The following is a 15,280-nucleotide window of genomic DNA, read 5'->3' as shown; positions in this document are numbered from 1 at the left end:
CCGGTCAGCCCGCGGAGTTGACCATCGAGGCGGCGGCGTAGGTGAGGTACTTCCAGAGCTGCCGTTCGTGCTCCTCGGACAGGCCCAGCTCGTCGACCGCAACCCGCATGTGCTTCAGCCAGGCATCGTGCGCGGCGCTGTCGACCGTGAACGGCGCATGGCGCATCCGCAGCCGAGGATGGCCGCGGTTGTCGCTGTAGGTGCGAGGGCCGCCCCAGTACTGCATGAGGAAGAGCGTGAGGCGCTCCTCGGCCGGGCCGAGGTCCTCCTCCGGGTACATCGGCCGCAGCAGCGGATCTTCCGCCACACCCTGGTAGAAGCGGCGGACCAGCCGTCGGAAGGTCTCCTCGCCGCCGACCTGCTCGTAGAAGGTCTGCTCCTGAAGCGTGCCGTGCGGAATCTCGTTCACCCGTCCATCGTCTCAGACGCACCGGCCGAGGACCTCGGGCCTAGGACCTGTCGGCCAAGGTCCTGTCGGCCGAGGACTTGTAGGCCGAGGTCCTCTCAAGCTGCTGTCGTCCGGGCGGTACTCGCGTCTGCCTGGCGGGCCCACTCGCTTCCTGGGCGCTCACCCAGGACAGTGGAGGGATGGGCGCACACCGTGACGACGCGTACGGTCCCGACGATCCCGAGGCGGTCGAGGCGCGCGCCGGTCTGGTCGCGGAGATCGCGCTGACCGGCGCGCTGGAGGACCCGGCCTGGCGGGCCGCGTTCGAGGAGGTGCCGCGTCATGTCTTCGTGCCGTACTACTTCGTGGGACGGCCCGGCGGCTACGACCGGCTGTGGAGCGGCGACCGCGATCCGGCGCGGCGGCGGCGCTGGCTGCACGGCGCGTATGCGGACGGGCCGCTGGCGACACGGGTGCGCGACGGTGAGCAGATCTCGTCCAGCAGCCAGCCCTCCCTGATGGCCCGGATGCTGGCGGAGCTGGACGTACGGGACGGCGACCGCGTCCTGGAGATCGGCGCGGGCACCGGCTACAACGCGGCGCTGCTCTGCCACCGGCTCGGCGACAAGTTCGTCACCACCATGGATCTGGATCCGGAGATCACCGAGTCCGCCCGTGCCCATCTCGCGACGGCCGGCTACCGGCCCGCCGTCGTCACCGGCGACGGAGCGCGCGGCTGCCCCGAGCGCGCTCCGTTCGACCGGATCATCGCGACCTGCACGCTGCCGTCGGTGCCGACGGCCTGGCTGGAGCAGTGCCGCCCGGGCGCGCGCATCCTGGCTCCGCTCGCCACGGGAGTGATCGCGCTACAGGTCGGCGGCGGCGAGTACGAGGGCGGGTACGGCGAGGGCACGTACGGCGAGGCCACCAGCGGCGGCGGCGACGGCGCGCGCGGGACGTTTGCCGAAGGGCACTTCCTGCACACCGCCGCGTTCTTCGTCCCGCTGCGAGGCATGCCGGGCACCGCCCTTATGCACCGGCCGCTCGGCGGACTGCCTCGGCGCGCGATCGAGAACGATCTCTTCCGCTTTCTGCTCGCGCTCACCGCGGGCAGCCTCGATCCGCACGAGGCGCTCTCCCTCTGGGAGCGCGAGCACCGTCCCGGACGTGAGCGGTTCGGCGTCACCATCGCCGAAGGCCGCCAGTGGGCATGGCTGGACGATCCGGCCGGACCGTACGTGTGGCCGCTCAGCGTCGGCGGGATCAGCCGCGGCGGATAGTGATCGTCGTCCACGCACCGACATGGACCCGGTCGCCGTCCTTGAGCGGGACGGGAACATAGGGCTGTATCGGGTCCTCGGCGCCGTTGAGCGTGGTGCCGTTGGTGGAGTTCTGATCGACCACGGACCAGCTTCCGTCCGGCTGGTGGACCAGGACGGCGTGCTGGTGCGAGACGCCCGGATCCTCCGGCGGTACGGACAGATCGATGTCCGGGGACTCACCGGTGGAGTGCCGGCGGCGGCCGATGGTGATCTGGTTCCCGTCGAGCTGGAGCCGCTGCTCCGGGGAGTACGCGGGCAGATTCAGCCCGGTGGCCTCGGGGCCGCTGCGCTGCATCATCGCCATGAAGTACTCACGGTCCGGGCCGATGACCGCCGTCCAGCCGGCCGGAGGCTGGTACTGCCCGGCCGGGCTCTGGCCGTGCGGCCCCTGGCCCGGAGCGCCCTGGCCCGGAGCGCCCTGCGCGTGCGAGGGCGGCGGCAGCATCCAGTCGTCGTCGCCGGTCTGCTGAGGCCGCGCCGGCGCGGGCGGCGCGGCGGACTGCTGCTGGAAGACCGGCGGAGGCGGCGGCCCTTGCTGGTACGGCGGAGGCGGCGGCGGGCCCTGCGGCGACGGCTGGGAGGACGGCGAGGGCGCCGACGGCAGCGACGGCGGTGAGAGATGCGCGGGCGGCTCGGGCGCCAGCGGCTCCGCGGGCCGGTTGAGCTGCGAGGGACGCGAACTCTGGTACTCGTACGGGTCGGTCGGCCTGGGCGGTCCCTGCTGGGCCTGGAAGCCGGGCGGCAGATTCAGACCGGGCACCGGGCCGCCGGGACCGCCCGGTCCGCCAGGGCCACCGGGACCGCCGAATCCGCCCGCGCCTCCCGGACCACCGGGAGCCGAGTGCTGCGGCGCCAGCGGTGTGTACGACGTCGCCGTGTTCGTCAGGAAGTTCCAGCGGCACTCCTCGCAGTACGGAGCCATCGGCTCGCGCGGAGTGCGGCACTGCGGGCACAGCTCGGCCTGGGCGGTGGCCCCTGGCCCTGGCGGCGGAAAGCCGTAACTGGGCGCGGGCGGCGGCGGGGGAGGAGGCGGTACGGCGCCGGCCGCAGCGCCCGGCCCGGCCATACGATGGCCGCAGACCTCGCACCAGTCCTCGGAACCCGACTGGTGTCCGTTCGGGCAGGTCGGCATGTCGGCGCTTCCCCCTCTCCTCTTCCGGCCCGGAGGCCGCGTGCTCACCGTGACGGCTCTTGTGCCGCTCCGCCGTCGGCTCCGCTGACGGCTCCTGTGCCGTGTGCTGTTTCTTGACGCTGCTTCTTGATGTTCTTGACGTTCTTGACGCTATTTCTTGACGCGAACGGTCTTGGTGGAGCGCGTTTCGAGTGTCATCTCGTCGGCGTCCGCGACCCTCGCCTTCAGTCGCACAGTACCCGTCGCCGCGTCGACCACGTCCACCACCTTCGAAAGGAGTTTCGCCGTATCGGCGTTTCCGGACGACGCCGCGAGCTGTACCGCGCGTCCCAGTTTCGCGGTCGCGCCGTCGAAATCACCCGACTTGCGGGCGTCGAGGCCCTGTTGGATGACCTGTGCCAGCTCCGCCTGACCGGTGTAGTGCGCGACTTGCGGATTGATGGCGGTGGAGGCGGCCATGTCATCCGTCCACACCGCCCGTACCAGCCCTTGCGACAGCACCTCGGGCGCGCCGCCGCCGGTGCCGGGAAGGATCAGTGAGACGCGCGCGGCCAGCATCTCCTGGCCGATTCCGGCCTCGGGAACCCGTACACACACGTGGTAATCGCGCGACTCGTCACCCCAGGAACCGGTCGGATAATCACCCGCTCTCGGTCCCGCCTCCACGCGTCTTCCGGTCAGGTCCTCGACGGTGGGCGCCACCTGCTTGATGAAGCCGATCTCCACGCCGACGGGCGTCCAGAGCCGCAGTGCCACATCCGCGACCTCCTTGCCCATCGCGTTCTCCATCATCCGGGTGAAGTCCGCGGCCAGGCCGGCCGGATCGGCGACGATATCGGCGGTCCCGAGCAGCGCGGAGGCGATACCGGTGACCTCCTTCACCTCCCAGTCCGTACCGACACCCCGGGCGTCACAGGTGAAGCGGCCCGCGCAGGCGTCCAGCGTGGCCCTCAGATCGGCCGCGGACTCGTGTTCGTTCCGGCCGTCGGTGAGCAGGATGCCGTGCCGGATCGGCACATCGGCCGTGGCCAGCAGCCGGTCGGCCAGCCGCAGCCAGGTGCCGATCGCCGTGCCGCCGCCCGCGCTGATCCGGCGCAGCGCCTCCTTGGCCTGCGCTCTGGTCCGCGCGTCGGCCGTCGCGAGTCCGCCGTTGCCGGGATAGATCTCCTTCGCCAGATGCGTACCGCCGACGATCGCGAACGCGACTCCGTCGCGCAGCGTGTCGACCGCGGCGGCCGTGGCATCGCGCGCGTTGCGCATCTTCGTCGCCGGATAGTCCATCGATCCCGAACAGTCGACCATGATCACCACGGCCGCGTTCGGGCCCTGTCCCGGACGGGCCGCCGGTATGAGCGAGGTCCCGGCCAGCGGCACTCCGCCGGTGGTGCCGCCTCCTGTGGACGTGACCGTGACGATCGCGTTGACCTCGCGCCCGCCCTCGGGCAGGTATTCGTTCTGGTACACGTCGACGGAGAACTGCGGCACGGTCGACTTGGAGAAGTTCGCCATCTGTATCGGCTCCTTGACGCTCCACACAGCAGGGACAAGTGGAGAAGAGACAAGTGAAAACGGTGCGCATATGGGCAGAGCGGCAGTCACGCCGCGTTGTAGGCGGATCCTGCCCCTTGCGGTGGGACGGCGAACGGCAGTACCGCCACTGTTACGTTGTCGTGGCCCCCACCGTCGAGCGCGTGTCCGACCAGTACTTGAGCGGCGTGCAGCGGCCGTCGCGCCGCGTCGGCCGGCAGGGCTCTGGCCATCTCGTCGGCGCCCTCCGCGTAGTTCCACAGTCCGTCCGTGCAGACCACCACCACACCCGGTCGGTCCGGTTTGAAGGACGCGGTGTGCGGCTCCAGTTCGTACGCGTCGGCGCCGAGCCAGCCGGTGATGGCGTGCGCGCGCTCGTCCGCGTACGCCTCCGCCTCGTTCATCAGTCCCGCCGCGACCATCTGGGCGGCCCAGGAGTCGTCCTCGGTGAGCCGGGCGGGCGGGCCCTGGCGGTCGTCGGGCACCCAGTACGCCCTGCTGTCGCCGATCCAGCCGATCACCAGCAGTCCGCTCGCGACCACGGCGCCGACGATCGTGCACGCCGGCGCGTTGCGATGGCGGTGCGGATCGCCGTCCAGGGCGCTGGCGGCCATCGGCGCGAGGGAGTTGACGGCCTCGGCGGCGACGACGATCGCCTCGTGCATCGCCTGCTGCGGATGCGTACCGCGCGCCAGCGACTCCAGCAGGGATTCGTTGGCCGAGGCGGCTGCGGCTGCCGAGGCCTCGTCGGGACGCGTCGCGGAAGAGACGCCGTCACAGACGACCGCGACCACGGCGGGCGTACCGTCGGGCAGGGCGGCGCAGGAGACGGCGAACGCGTCCTCGTTACGGTGATGGCGCAGACCGCGGTCGCTGACGGCGGCCACCGCGCCCAGCTCCTGCTCCACATGGTCCCGTTCGCGCGGCTGGGCGTGCCCGCAGTTCTCGCAGTAGCCGTCGGTGTCGACACGCCCGGCGCGGCAGGCGACACAGAGCTTGGCACCGGCGGAGGCCGAGACGGCCGGCACGGTCGGGGCGGCCGGGACGGGACCGGCGGTGCGCGGATCGGACGGGACCTCGGACGGGACCGGAGCGGCGGCCGGAGCGCTGCCCGGAGCGTTGGCCCGAGGGGCGGGCAGCTCGAAGTCGCCCGGATGCGCGGACAGCCGGCCACCGGCCGAGTCCAGGCCCGGCAGCTCGTCCGGCAGCAGCGCGGGCGCGGGAGCCGCCGAGCTGTCCGTCCCGGCGGCGGCAGGCCACCGCACATCCGCCGCGTCCGGCGCGTTCGCCACGCCCGGCGCGGTTGCGCCGGGCCGCGCGGGCCCCGGAGCGTTCATCACCAGGGTGGGCTGGTCGGCCGGGCGCGGTGGCACGGCCGACAGGTCGTACCCGCAGGCGCCGCAGAACCGGTCGCCGGACTCCAGCGGCTCCTCGCAGCCTGGGCAGGTCGGCAGATCGGCCGACTCGGGCATCTTGGACATCACTCACACCCACGTCCGGGGGCGGAAACGGTTGGCCCGCTCCACCAGTTCGATCCTCTCCTCGCCGCGCTGAGCGAGCCGGGCGAGCACCCGGTACGAGCGTTCCAGTCCGAAACGCAGGCCGCGCTCGTCCAGTTCGCTGCCGAGCAGCTCGGCGCGCACGGGACGGGACCCGGGACTACCGGAGAGTACCCAGTCCAGCGCGGTGCCCAGTACCTCCGTCGAAAGCTGCTCCCGCCGTACCGCGTCCAGACCGAACTGCTGGAGCGCGGACACCTGGTGGGCCGCCGCCGTCAGATCGTCGATCAGCGGCGGCTCCGCGCCGAAGCCTTGGGCGGGCGCCGCCAGGGCGCGCTGCCGCAGTCTGGCCCGTACGGCGGCGACCCGCGCCGCCGTGTAGTGGATCGACGCCTCGGGAACGGACTCCAGTGTCCGTACGGCGCCGGGCCGGTCACCGGCGGCCAGCTGGACCCGGGCCAGACCGAACGCGGCGCTGACATGACTCGGGTCGGTCGCCCAGACGAGACGGTAGTACTCGGCGGCGTTGTCGAGTTGACCGAGCACCTCGGCGCAGACGCCCAGCGCCAGCTTCGGAGCGGGCTCGCCCGGGAACGCGTCGTAGATCGCGTCGAAGGAGAGCGCCGCGATCTCGTGGTCGCCGCTCGCGAGCGAGGCGATGCCGCGGTACCAGACGACCCGCCAGTCGTCGTGCTGCTGCGCCTCCAGCGCGCTCAGCGCCTCGGCGGCGGTGGCCAGATCGCCCATCTCCAGCCGGGCGCGCAGCTCGCGCAGTCCGCGCTCGACGGACTCGGCGGGCGCGGCGGCCAGCGCGGAGATCACCTCGGCGGGCGCCGAGGCCAGCAGACCGGCCAGGAATCCGGCGTTCGGATCGTTCGGATCGACTCTCGGTACGGGCAGGGCCAGCGCCGTCGCCGCCGTGTCGAGCGGCGCGAGCCGAGGCCCGGCGGCGCCGCTCCCGACGGTGGTCGCGGCGGTGGTCGTGGTCATGGCGGCAGTCGTCGCGCCGAACACGCCCTCGACACGCGGTGCGGGCACGGACCCGTACGCGTACATCCCGCCCGGCGCGGGCGGAAGCGCGGCTTGGGCCGGGCCCGACGGCAGGGCGGGCGTCGTCACGCCGTTCGTCCCGATCGCCTTGGCCTGTCGGCCGGATCGGCCACGGCCCGTCGAGGCCGTCCGTACACCCAGCCGTGAGACATCCTCCGTCAGCTCCGCGAACAGCTCCGTGTCCGTGACCCGCAGCTCAGGCCCGAACAGCGTGGAGAGCGCCGGACGCGGCCGGCCCGTCTGGAGCGCGACCACCTCCCGGAGCACGCCCGTGAGCTGCTCGGCCATCTCCTGCGCCGAGGAGAACCGCCGTCCCGGATCCGGGTCCGTCGCCCGTACCAGCAGCCGGTAGAAGGACTCGTACGTCCGGAACACCTCGATGTTGTCCGGGTCGGGCAGTGAGTCCACGAACACATTCGTGTAGCCCTGGAAGTCGAAGGTCAGCACCGCCAGAGTGCGGGCGACCGTATACAAATCCGACGCTACGGACGGGCCGGTCTCGGCGACCTCCGGCGCCTGATAGCCGACGGTGCCGTAGATCGCCGACTCCTCGTCGTCCATCCGGCGGACCGCGCCCATGTCGATGAGCTTGAGCTGATCCTCGGTCTGTATCGCGTTGTCGACCTTGAAGTCGCAGTACAGCAGGTTTCTGCTGTGGAGATGGCCGAGCGCCTCCAGCGCCTCGATGCCGTACGCGCACGCCTGCTCCACCGGCAGCGGATCGCGTCTGCCGCCCTCGGTCCGCCGCTCGTTGGCGATCTCCTTGAGCGACTTGCCGCCGACGTACTCCATGACGATATAGCCGTCCATGGAGCCGGTCCGCTGGTCGAGATGCTCCACGAAGTTGTAGATACGGACGATGTTGGAGTGCTCGATCTCGGCGAGGAAGCGGCGCTCGGAGATCGCGGCCTCCATCGCGTCCTGGTCGCCCGTGTCGAGCAGGCCCTTGAGCACCACCCAGCGGTCCGAGACGGCCCGGTCGATCGCGAGATAGACCCATCCCAGGCCGCCATGGGCCAGACAGCCCACGACCTCGTACTGCCCGTGCACCACATTGCCGGGATGCAGCTTCGGAACGAACGAGTACGGATGGCCGCACTTGGTGCAGAAGCCTTCCGTCCTTCCCGGGCGGTCACCGCGCGCGCGGCCCACCGGCGCGCCGCAGTCGGAGCGCGAGCAGTACCGCTTGCGCTCGGGCACCTCCGGACGCTCCATCACCGCGGACCGCGGATCCGGACGCGGTACGTCCGGTACGGAGACCAGCCCGGCGCCCAGCCGGTTGCGCCCGGACGCGGCCGTGGACGAGCCCGAACTGCGCACCGACACCGAACGGGACGACATCCGGCCCGAGAGCGCGCGCGAGAGCCGGCCCGAGACCGAGCGCCGGGAGGTGGAGGAGCGAGAGGTCGACGAGCGCGAGGAGCGGGCGGAGGAACGGGACGAGTCCCGGGAGGAGGAGCGCGCGGAGCCTCCGCTTTCCGAGCTGCTTCCCGAGCCGCCGCTCCCTGAACGGCCGCTCTCCCTGCCGCCGTTCCCGCCGCCCGTGATGCCCGTGGGCGGCGAGGAGAGCGATCCGTCGGTCGAGACGACGGGAGCCAGACCGCAGGTGTCGCAGTACAGCTCGCCGCCGCCCATGTCCTCGTACGAGCCCTCGCAGCCTGGGCGCTGGCACGCGTTCGTCCCGCTCATCGGTCCCCCCGTTCCTCTTCTGTTCCCGTGTTCACGCGGTGCTCCCGCCGCCGGCGCTGTCGGTGGTTCCCGGGCCGCGCGGGACCAGGACGTCCGCCGCGGCCCGCTGATAGCGCAGCACCGCCTGCTCGGCGACGCGCAGATCGCAGGGCGCGCTCCACAGCATCCGGCGCGCCGCGTCGTACCGCTCCATCAGCACCGGATCCTCGGCCATTCCGTGCCGGGCGACCTTCGCCTTGTACGCGTCGAGACGGCCGCGCAGCTCCGCGCGGACCGCCAGCGGCGCCGTGACCGCCGTCAAGGACTCGCGGGCCCGCAGCAGTTCGTCCTCGGCCTCGCGCTCCAGCGACTCCAGCAGCGGCGAGAGCCGGTGCCACTGCGCGTGTCTGCGGTACTCGGCGGCGGTCGACAGCCGCTCCTGGAGGGCGGTCGGCGGCCCGCTGACGGCCGGCACCTCGGACGCCGCGATCTTCGCCAGTACCTCGCCGCGGGCCGATCTGGCCTCCGTGAGCGTACGGTCCGCGCGCGAGAGCACATCACGCAGCCGCTTCAGCCGCTCCTCCGAGTCCTGGCGCACCGCGAGGACCGCCTCGATCTCGCGCCGTACGTCCTCCAGCGCGCGGGCGGCCCTGTCGTACCGCTCGGTGTCGGGACGGCCGCCGCCCGGCGCCGAACTGCCGGGCGCGGGCCGCCAGAAGGCCAGCGGATCGGAGACCACCTGGGCGCGCAGCGTGCCCAGCTCATGGGTGATCGCCTCCAGATCGTCCCCGGCCGGATGCTCGCCGGGCCGTACGCCGACGGAGTGCGCCAGCGAGCGGGTGCGCTGGAGCTCCGCCGAGAGCAGATCGATCCGGGCGGGCAGCGCCGACCACACCGCGTCGGCGGCCACGACCATGTCGAGCGAGCTCGCGTACAGCTCATTCATCCGGGTGACCAGCTCCGCGAGCGTGAAGTGCTCGGAGAGCTTGGCGGGCCCGGTGAGGGCGGCGAACTGGTGCCCGGGCGTGCCCGCCACGGTGACACCGCGCCCGCGCAGCGTCTCGGTCAGCTCCACCAGATCGTCACGGCTGAGCCAGCGCCTTCTGGCACGTGTCTCACGGGCGCCGGCCAGCGCCGCGGCGTAGCTGTCGAAGTAGCTCCACAGCAGAGTGATCGACTGTTCCGCGGTGGCCCAGCGGTCCTTGGTGATCCCGGTCAGCTCGGCGCCTTCGAGCAGTCTGCGGCCCGCGTGGTCCTGGAGGGCGAGCAGCGAGGTCTCGATCGCCTCGTGCTCCGCTTCGAGGCGCGCCAGCGCACGGTCCACCTCGTCCCGGTCCATCACCGGTCCCGGTGGCCTCCCCGTCGAGTCGGGAAAGGAGCCCGTGCCGCCCATCGATCACCTCTCCGCTCTCGCGTCGGCCGGCGGGCCGACGAGGCCGTTCCCGTACGCGCGCTAGCCGTTCTTGTACCTGGCGGTCGGCGGCGCGGTGATTCCGGGCAGACCAGCCTCCAGCCACTTCTTGTACGACGTCATCCAAGGGCTGTTCGCCCCACCGGCGCGATACCCCACCAGCACCTTGTTCACCCGGCGTATCAGATCGTCATTGCCCAGTTTCGCCGCGACGCCGTAGTACTCGGTGGTGAACGGCTTGCCGCGCAGCTCCACCGCCGGGTCCTGGGCCGCCTGGCCGGCCGCGAGCGCGTTGTCCGTCACCACCGCGTCGACCTCGCCCAACTGGAGCCTGACCAGACAGTCGAGCTGGTTGGGCACCGTCAAGCGGTCCTCGTCGGAGGCCTGTTCGTCGTGCTCGTCCTTGAACACCGCGCCGTACGACTTCTTCTTCAGCTCCTCGTACGCCGTCGAGCCCTCCGCCGTGCAGACCCGCTTCCCGGCGAGCGAGGCGTTGTATCCCGTCACCGGCGAGTTCCTGGGCGCGAGCACCTGCTGCCCGGCCTGGAAGTAGGCGGTGGAGAACGCGACCTGCTGTATCCGGTCGCAGTTGATCGTCATCGTCCTGACGACCAGATCCACCGTGCCGTTCTCCAGTGCCCCGATCCGCTGATTGGTCGGTATCGCACGGAAGATGATGTCGTCCGGATCGCCGAGTATGTCCTTGGCGATGGCGCGGGCGAGATCGATGTCGAAGCCTTCGAGCTTGCCGGTCGCGGGATCGCGGTAACCCCAGCGGTAGCTGTTCTGGTCGACGCCGACGATCAGCTTTCTGTTCTCGCGGGCCTTGATCTTCTGGATGGTGGGACCGTCGGCGCCGGAGGGCTCCAGGCTGGCTTCCGGCGTCTCGCACTCCTCTGCCTGGGCGGGCACGGCCGTGGCGATCCGCTGGGCGGACTTCCGCGAGCCCTCGTCGACCGTGTGGGACAGCGGGAGCAGAGTGAGCGAGGCCGTCAGCACACAGGCACCGGCCATGGCCGAGACACCGCCCCAGCCGCGGAGCCGGCCGGGCGGCCGGAGCCTGCCGGACCGCCGGGGCCTACGGGGCGGGCGGAGCCCGTCCATGGAATCCGTCGGATCCATCTCTCCCCCTCTCACCGGTACTCCGAAAGCCTGCGGCCGATGCCCAGGACCGCGCCCACCGCGGCCACCAGGGCCAGCGCGCCCGCGCCGATCGCCAGTCCGGTCAGCGCGTCCCGTCCGTCCGACGCGGACCGGGTGAACTCCACCTGCTCCTGGGTGAGTGCCCGCTTCAGCGCCGAGTCCACCTGATCGAACGACTGACCGGTGGATGGTCCGTCGCCGATGACCTTGGCGAGCGCGCCCTCGTAGTCACCGGCCTTGTCGGTGGCGCTGGCCGACGCGTGGCGCTCGCGCCACTGGGTGACCGAGGAGATCGCCTCGTCCACCGGTCTGCCGCCCGCGCTGTCGTCGGCGAGCTTCCTGGCCTCGCCGAGCGCGGTGCTGAGCCTGTCCATGCCCGTGTTGTAGTCCGTCTCGTACTTGTCGTTCTTGCCGTCCGGAGTCAGGACGGCGCCCCGGGCGACCAGGGTGAGATTCTCGTTCGCACGGGCCTTGAGGGAGTTGATCCGGGCCTCGTTGAGGACCTTCAGCGACGCCTGGCCGTGCTTCTGCGCGTTGTTCAGCTCGGCCCGTGCGACGGTCTGGCCGACGGCGAGCCAGAGCAGCAGCACGGTGGACGCGGCGGTCGCGGCGAGCAGGCCCTGGTTGAACACCCGGTTCGTCCGCAGATAGTTGCGCCGCTGGGCCCAGAACAGACCGCCGAACGCCAGCACTCCCATCGCCAGCGAGACGAAGGGCCACAGCCGCGCGTCGTCGTTGTCCCGGGCGAGCCGGTCCGTCTCCGCCGCGTACAGCTTCTCGGCCGCGGGCAGCAGCTCGTTGGTCATCTGCTGGTTCGCATACCGCAGATAGGCGCCGCCGAGCGGAAGTCCCATACGGTTGTTGGCGCGGGCCCGCTCGATCAGACCGGTGTAGCGCGGCAGGCCCTCGTTGAGCGTGGCTATCTGGCGGCCCGACTCGCTGGTGCTGTCCGTATGGGTGGCCGCCTTGATCAGCAGTCTGGACGCCGTCCCGATGTCGTCCCGATACCGCTGCTGCACCTTGCGCGGCTCCTCGGCGCCCGCCAGGAAGCCGCCGGCCGCGGCCGTGTCGGCGTCGGCCAGCGAGCGGTAGATGTCCGCCGCGTCCGCGCTGAGCGGCTGACTGCGGCTCACCACGTCGTCGGCGGCGGAGAACCGGTCGGCCGCCTCCCACGCGGTGACCGCTCCGAACGCCACGACCAGCAGCGCCAGGGCGGCGCCGATGATTCTCAGCCGGCCCGGCTCCGTCGTCGCCGCGGTGCGCAGCCGCTCCGTGGTCTCGGCCCACGCGCCGTGCCGTACGGGCGGTGCCGACGACGGCGGTCCGGCCGGCGGCGCCATGGGCGCATACGTCGGAGCCGATGGTGGCGCGGTGCGCACATTCGGTGGATATGTCACGTGACCTCCCCCTCGGTCATCTGACGACGACGGCCCGTCCCCGGCGGGTCGGGGGACAACTCCCGGCCGCCAGTATGGACGCAGGGACCGACAACCACACCAGGCTTGACTGGATCTTGTACGTATCGCCCGTTCCGCTCACGCACCTGCCGAATCCACCGATCCCGCCGCGGCCTTCCGGCCCCGGCACCATGCCCCTGTCCCAGCCCTGTCCTGGCCCTGTCCGCTCTCCCCACCTTGAATACGCCGCAGACCCGTGATCGGTTCCCGTTCAGCGGGTGTTCCCACCCGAACGGGCACAAGCTGGCCGGGCACGGGCCGCCCGGGACAGAGGACTTACTCGTCCGAACCTAGGCCCAGGACTTACGGCTCAGGGTCTACCGCGGCCGAGGATTCTCCTGGCGCACGTAGTGCGCGCCCAGCCGGGCATGGGCCTCCGCGTCGGCCCGTACATGGTCCAGACCGAGCAGCGCCGCGCCCAGCACCGGCGGCGCCGTCACCACCTCGATGACGGCCTTCGGCGCCTTGGCCGCCAGCAGCTCCGCCATCCGCCGGTCGAGCTGCGGATGACGGGCCGCCAGCACACTGCCGCCCAGCAGCACCGGCACCTCCTCGTCCAGCAGATCGAGCTTGCCGAGCGCGACCGTCGCCATCGCGACGACCTCCTCGGCCAGCCGGTCCACGATCGACCTGGCCACCGGATCGCCCGCCGCGCCCGTGGCGAAGAGCACCGGTGTCAGCTCATGGCGCCGCTCGAACGGCAACCGTCCCCGATGCAGCGCCTCGATCAGCTCGTACATCGAGCGCAGACCGAAGTGGCCCGGCAGCGTCCGTACCAGCTCCGTGGGCTCGCCACGGCCGTCCTCCGCGCGCGCCGCGAACCAGAGCGCCTCCTCGGCGAGTCCCGAACCGCCGCCCCAGTCACCGGAGATCCGCCCGATCGCGGGAAATCTCGCCGTCCGGCCGTCCGGCAGCATCCCCACACAGTTGATGCCCGCGCCGCAGACGACGGCCACGCCCCGCGGCGCCTCGCCGCTCGGCAGACCGGCCCGCAGGATCGCGAAGGTGTCGTTGCGCACATCGGTCGTACGGCCCCAGCCGCGCGCTTGTACGGCCTCGGCCAACTCCCGCTCCTCGACCGGCAGATCCGCGTTGGCCAGACAGGCGGACACATGCTCGGCGAAGCCCTGCTCCGGCAGTCCGGCGGCCGAGGCGGCCTCGGCGACCGCCACCGCCAGGGTGTCGATCGCCTCCTCGATCCCGACGACCGGCGGCTGGAAGCCGCCACCGCGGGCCGTGCCCAGCACCGAACCGTCGGCGCCGATCACGGCCACATCGGTCTTGCTGTTGCCGGCGTCGACGGCCAGGACACTCGCGCGCCCCGCCGCCGCACCGGCCGCTCTGCCGGCCGCGCTCTCCGCCGCCGTACCGGTTGCGCGTCCCGTCGCCGTACCGGCCGTTCTCCCTGCCCCGCTCACACCCACGCGAGATGCTCCCGGTTGTGCGCGATCAGCTTGTCGGTGAGCGCCTCGGCGTACTCGAACTGGCCGATCAGCGGATGGGACAGCAGCGCCTTGAAGACCCGGTCCCGGCCGCCGTGCAGCGCGGCCTCCAGCGCCAGGTCCTCGTACGCCGTGACATTGGCGATCAGCCCGGCGTACAGCGGATCCAGCGCGGGCACCGCGAGCGGCACCGCGCCCGACGTGTCCACCCGCGCCTGGACCTCGATCACCGCGTCGTCCGCCAGGAACGGCAGTGTGCCGTTGTTGTACGTGTTCACCACCTGGACCGGGCTGCCGCCGCCGCGCAGCAGCGAGGCCGCCAGATCCACCGCGGCCTCCGAGTAGAAGGCACCGCCGCGCTTGGACAGCAGCTCCGGCTTCTCGGCCAGGGCCGGATCGCCGTACATCGCCAGCAGTTGCTTCTCCATCTCGGCCACCTCGGCGGCCCGTGACGGCTTCGTCCGCAGCTCCCGTACGACCTCGTCGTGCGCGTAGAAGTAGCGCAGATAGTACGAGGGCACCACACCGAGACGGTCCAGCACCGCGCGCGGCAGCCGCAGATCGGCCGCGAGCGCGTCGCCGTGCTCAGCCAGCAGCTTCGGCAGCATGTCGGCGCCGTCGGGCCCGCCGAGGCGCACTCCGCGCTCCCAGGTCAGATGGTTGAGCCCGACATGCTCCAAGTACACCTCGGAGGGCGCGACATCCAGCAGTTTCGCGAATCTGCGCTGGAAGCCGATCGCCACATTGCACAGCCCCACGGCCCGGTGGCCGGCCTGGAGCAGCGCGCGCGTCACGATTCCCACCGGATTGGTGAAGTCGATGATCCACGCCTCGGGATTGGCGCGGCGGACGCGCTCCGCGATGTCCAGGACCACAGGGACCGTACGCAGCGCCTTGGCGAGACCGCCTGCGCCCGTCGTCTCCTGGCCCACACAGCCGCACTCCAGCGGCCAGGTCTCGTCCTGGTTCCGCGCGGCCTGTCCGCCGACACGTAGCTGGAGCAGCACCGCGTCGGCGTCGGCGACGCCCGCGTCCACGTCCGAGGTGGTGGTGATACGGCCCGGGTGGCCCTGCTTGGCGAAGATCCGCCGCGCGAGTCCGCCGACCAGGTCGAGCCGGTCGGCCGCCGGATCGACCAGCACCAGTTCCGCGATCGGCAGGGTGTCCCTCAACCGGGCGAATCCGTCGATGAGTTCGGGTGTGTAGGTGGATCCTCCGCCTACCACTGCGAGCTTCACTTT

At 71.7% G+C, this 15,280-nt stretch carries 11 protein-coding genes; 1 reads left to right on the top strand and 10 read right to left on the bottom strand.

The features are described 5' to 3' along the window. Positions 1–4: 4 nt before the first annotated feature. Positions 5–409: a globin gene (locus ACFV6H_RS32125; protein WP_384986316.1), complete on the bottom strand. Its 405-nt coding sequence runs from the start codon at positions 407–409 to the stop codon at positions 5–7. 179 nt (positions 410–588) lie between these two features. Here ACFV6H_RS32125 and ACFV6H_RS32120 point away from each other — a divergent pair, with 179 nt between their 5' ends. Continuing rightward, positions 589–1,668 carry a methyltransferase domain-containing protein gene (locus ACFV6H_RS32120; protein WP_385549373.1) on the top strand — a complete coding sequence of 360 codons (1,080 nt, stop codon included), beginning with the start codon at positions 589–591 and terminating at the stop codon, positions 1,666–1,668. On the opposite strand, the gene ACFV6H_RS32115 is transcribed toward ACFV6H_RS32120, so the two are convergent. From ACFV6H_RS32115 to ACFV6H_RS32075, 9 genes are all read right to left on the bottom strand, one after another. Then, on the bottom strand, positions 1,652–2,842 hold the full coding sequence (locus ACFV6H_RS32115; RefSeq protein ID WP_385549370.1) for an FHA domain-containing protein: 1,191 nt from the start codon (positions 2,840–2,842) through the stop codon (positions 1,652–1,654). The two genes, ACFV6H_RS32120 and ACFV6H_RS32115, sit on opposite strands and share 17 nt — an antisense overlap. Positions 2,843–2,992: 150 nt before the next feature. Beyond that, entirely contained in the window at positions 2,993–4,351 is a 1,359-nt protein-coding gene (locus ACFV6H_RS32110; protein ID WP_385549367.1) for a VWA domain-containing protein, read from the bottom strand. A gap of 86 nt (positions 4,352–4,437) precedes the next feature. Continuing rightward, positions 4,438–5,850: a protein phosphatase 2C domain-containing protein gene (locus ACFV6H_RS32105; RefSeq protein WP_385549364.1), complete on the bottom strand. Its 1,413-nt coding sequence runs from the start codon at positions 5,848–5,850 to the stop codon at positions 4,438–4,440. A 3-nt stretch (positions 5,851–5,853) separates the two neighbouring features. Then, positions 5,854–8,607 carry a tetratricopeptide repeat protein gene (locus ACFV6H_RS32100; protein ID WP_385549361.1) on the bottom strand — a complete coding sequence of 918 codons (2,754 nt, stop codon included), beginning with the start codon at positions 8,605–8,607 and terminating at the stop codon, positions 5,854–5,856. Between the two features lie 31 nt (positions 8,608–8,638). Further along, on the bottom strand, positions 8,639–9,979 hold the full coding sequence (locus ACFV6H_RS32095) for a hypothetical protein (protein ID WP_385549358.1): 1,341 nt from the start codon (positions 9,977–9,979) through the stop codon (positions 8,639–8,641). A 60-nt stretch (positions 9,980–10,039) separates the two neighbouring features. Further along, positions 10,040–11,101 (bottom strand): glutamate ABC transporter substrate-binding protein, encoded by a 1,062-nt coding sequence (locus ACFV6H_RS32090; protein WP_385549578.1) that lies wholly within the window; start codon positions 11,099–11,101, stop codon positions 10,040–10,042. A gap of 29 nt (positions 11,102–11,130) precedes the next feature. Beyond that, positions 11,131–12,480: a hypothetical protein gene (locus ACFV6H_RS32085; protein WP_385549576.1), complete on the bottom strand. Its 1,350-nt coding sequence runs from the start codon at positions 12,478–12,480 to the stop codon at positions 11,131–11,133. Between the two features lie 434 nt (positions 12,481–12,914). Continuing rightward, a complete protein-coding gene (locus ACFV6H_RS32080) occupies positions 12,915–13,904 on the bottom strand; it encodes an N-acetylglucosamine kinase (protein WP_385549573.1) in 990 nt (329 codons plus the stop codon). A 107-nt stretch (positions 13,905–14,011) separates the two neighbouring features. Beyond that, entirely contained in the window at positions 14,012–15,277 is a 1,266-nt protein-coding gene (locus tag ACFV6H_RS32075; RefSeq protein WP_385549355.1) for a 6-phospho-beta-glucosidase, read from the bottom strand. Positions 15,278–15,280 lie beyond the last annotated feature (3 nt).

Source organism: Streptomyces sp. NPDC059743 (genome assembly GCF_042732975.1).
Lineage (GTDB): Bacteria > Actinomycetota > Actinomycetes > Streptomycetales > Streptomycetaceae > Streptomyces.
The sequence above is the reverse complement of the archived record's forward strand: the minus strand, read 5'-3'. Positions and strand labels throughout refer to the sequence as shown.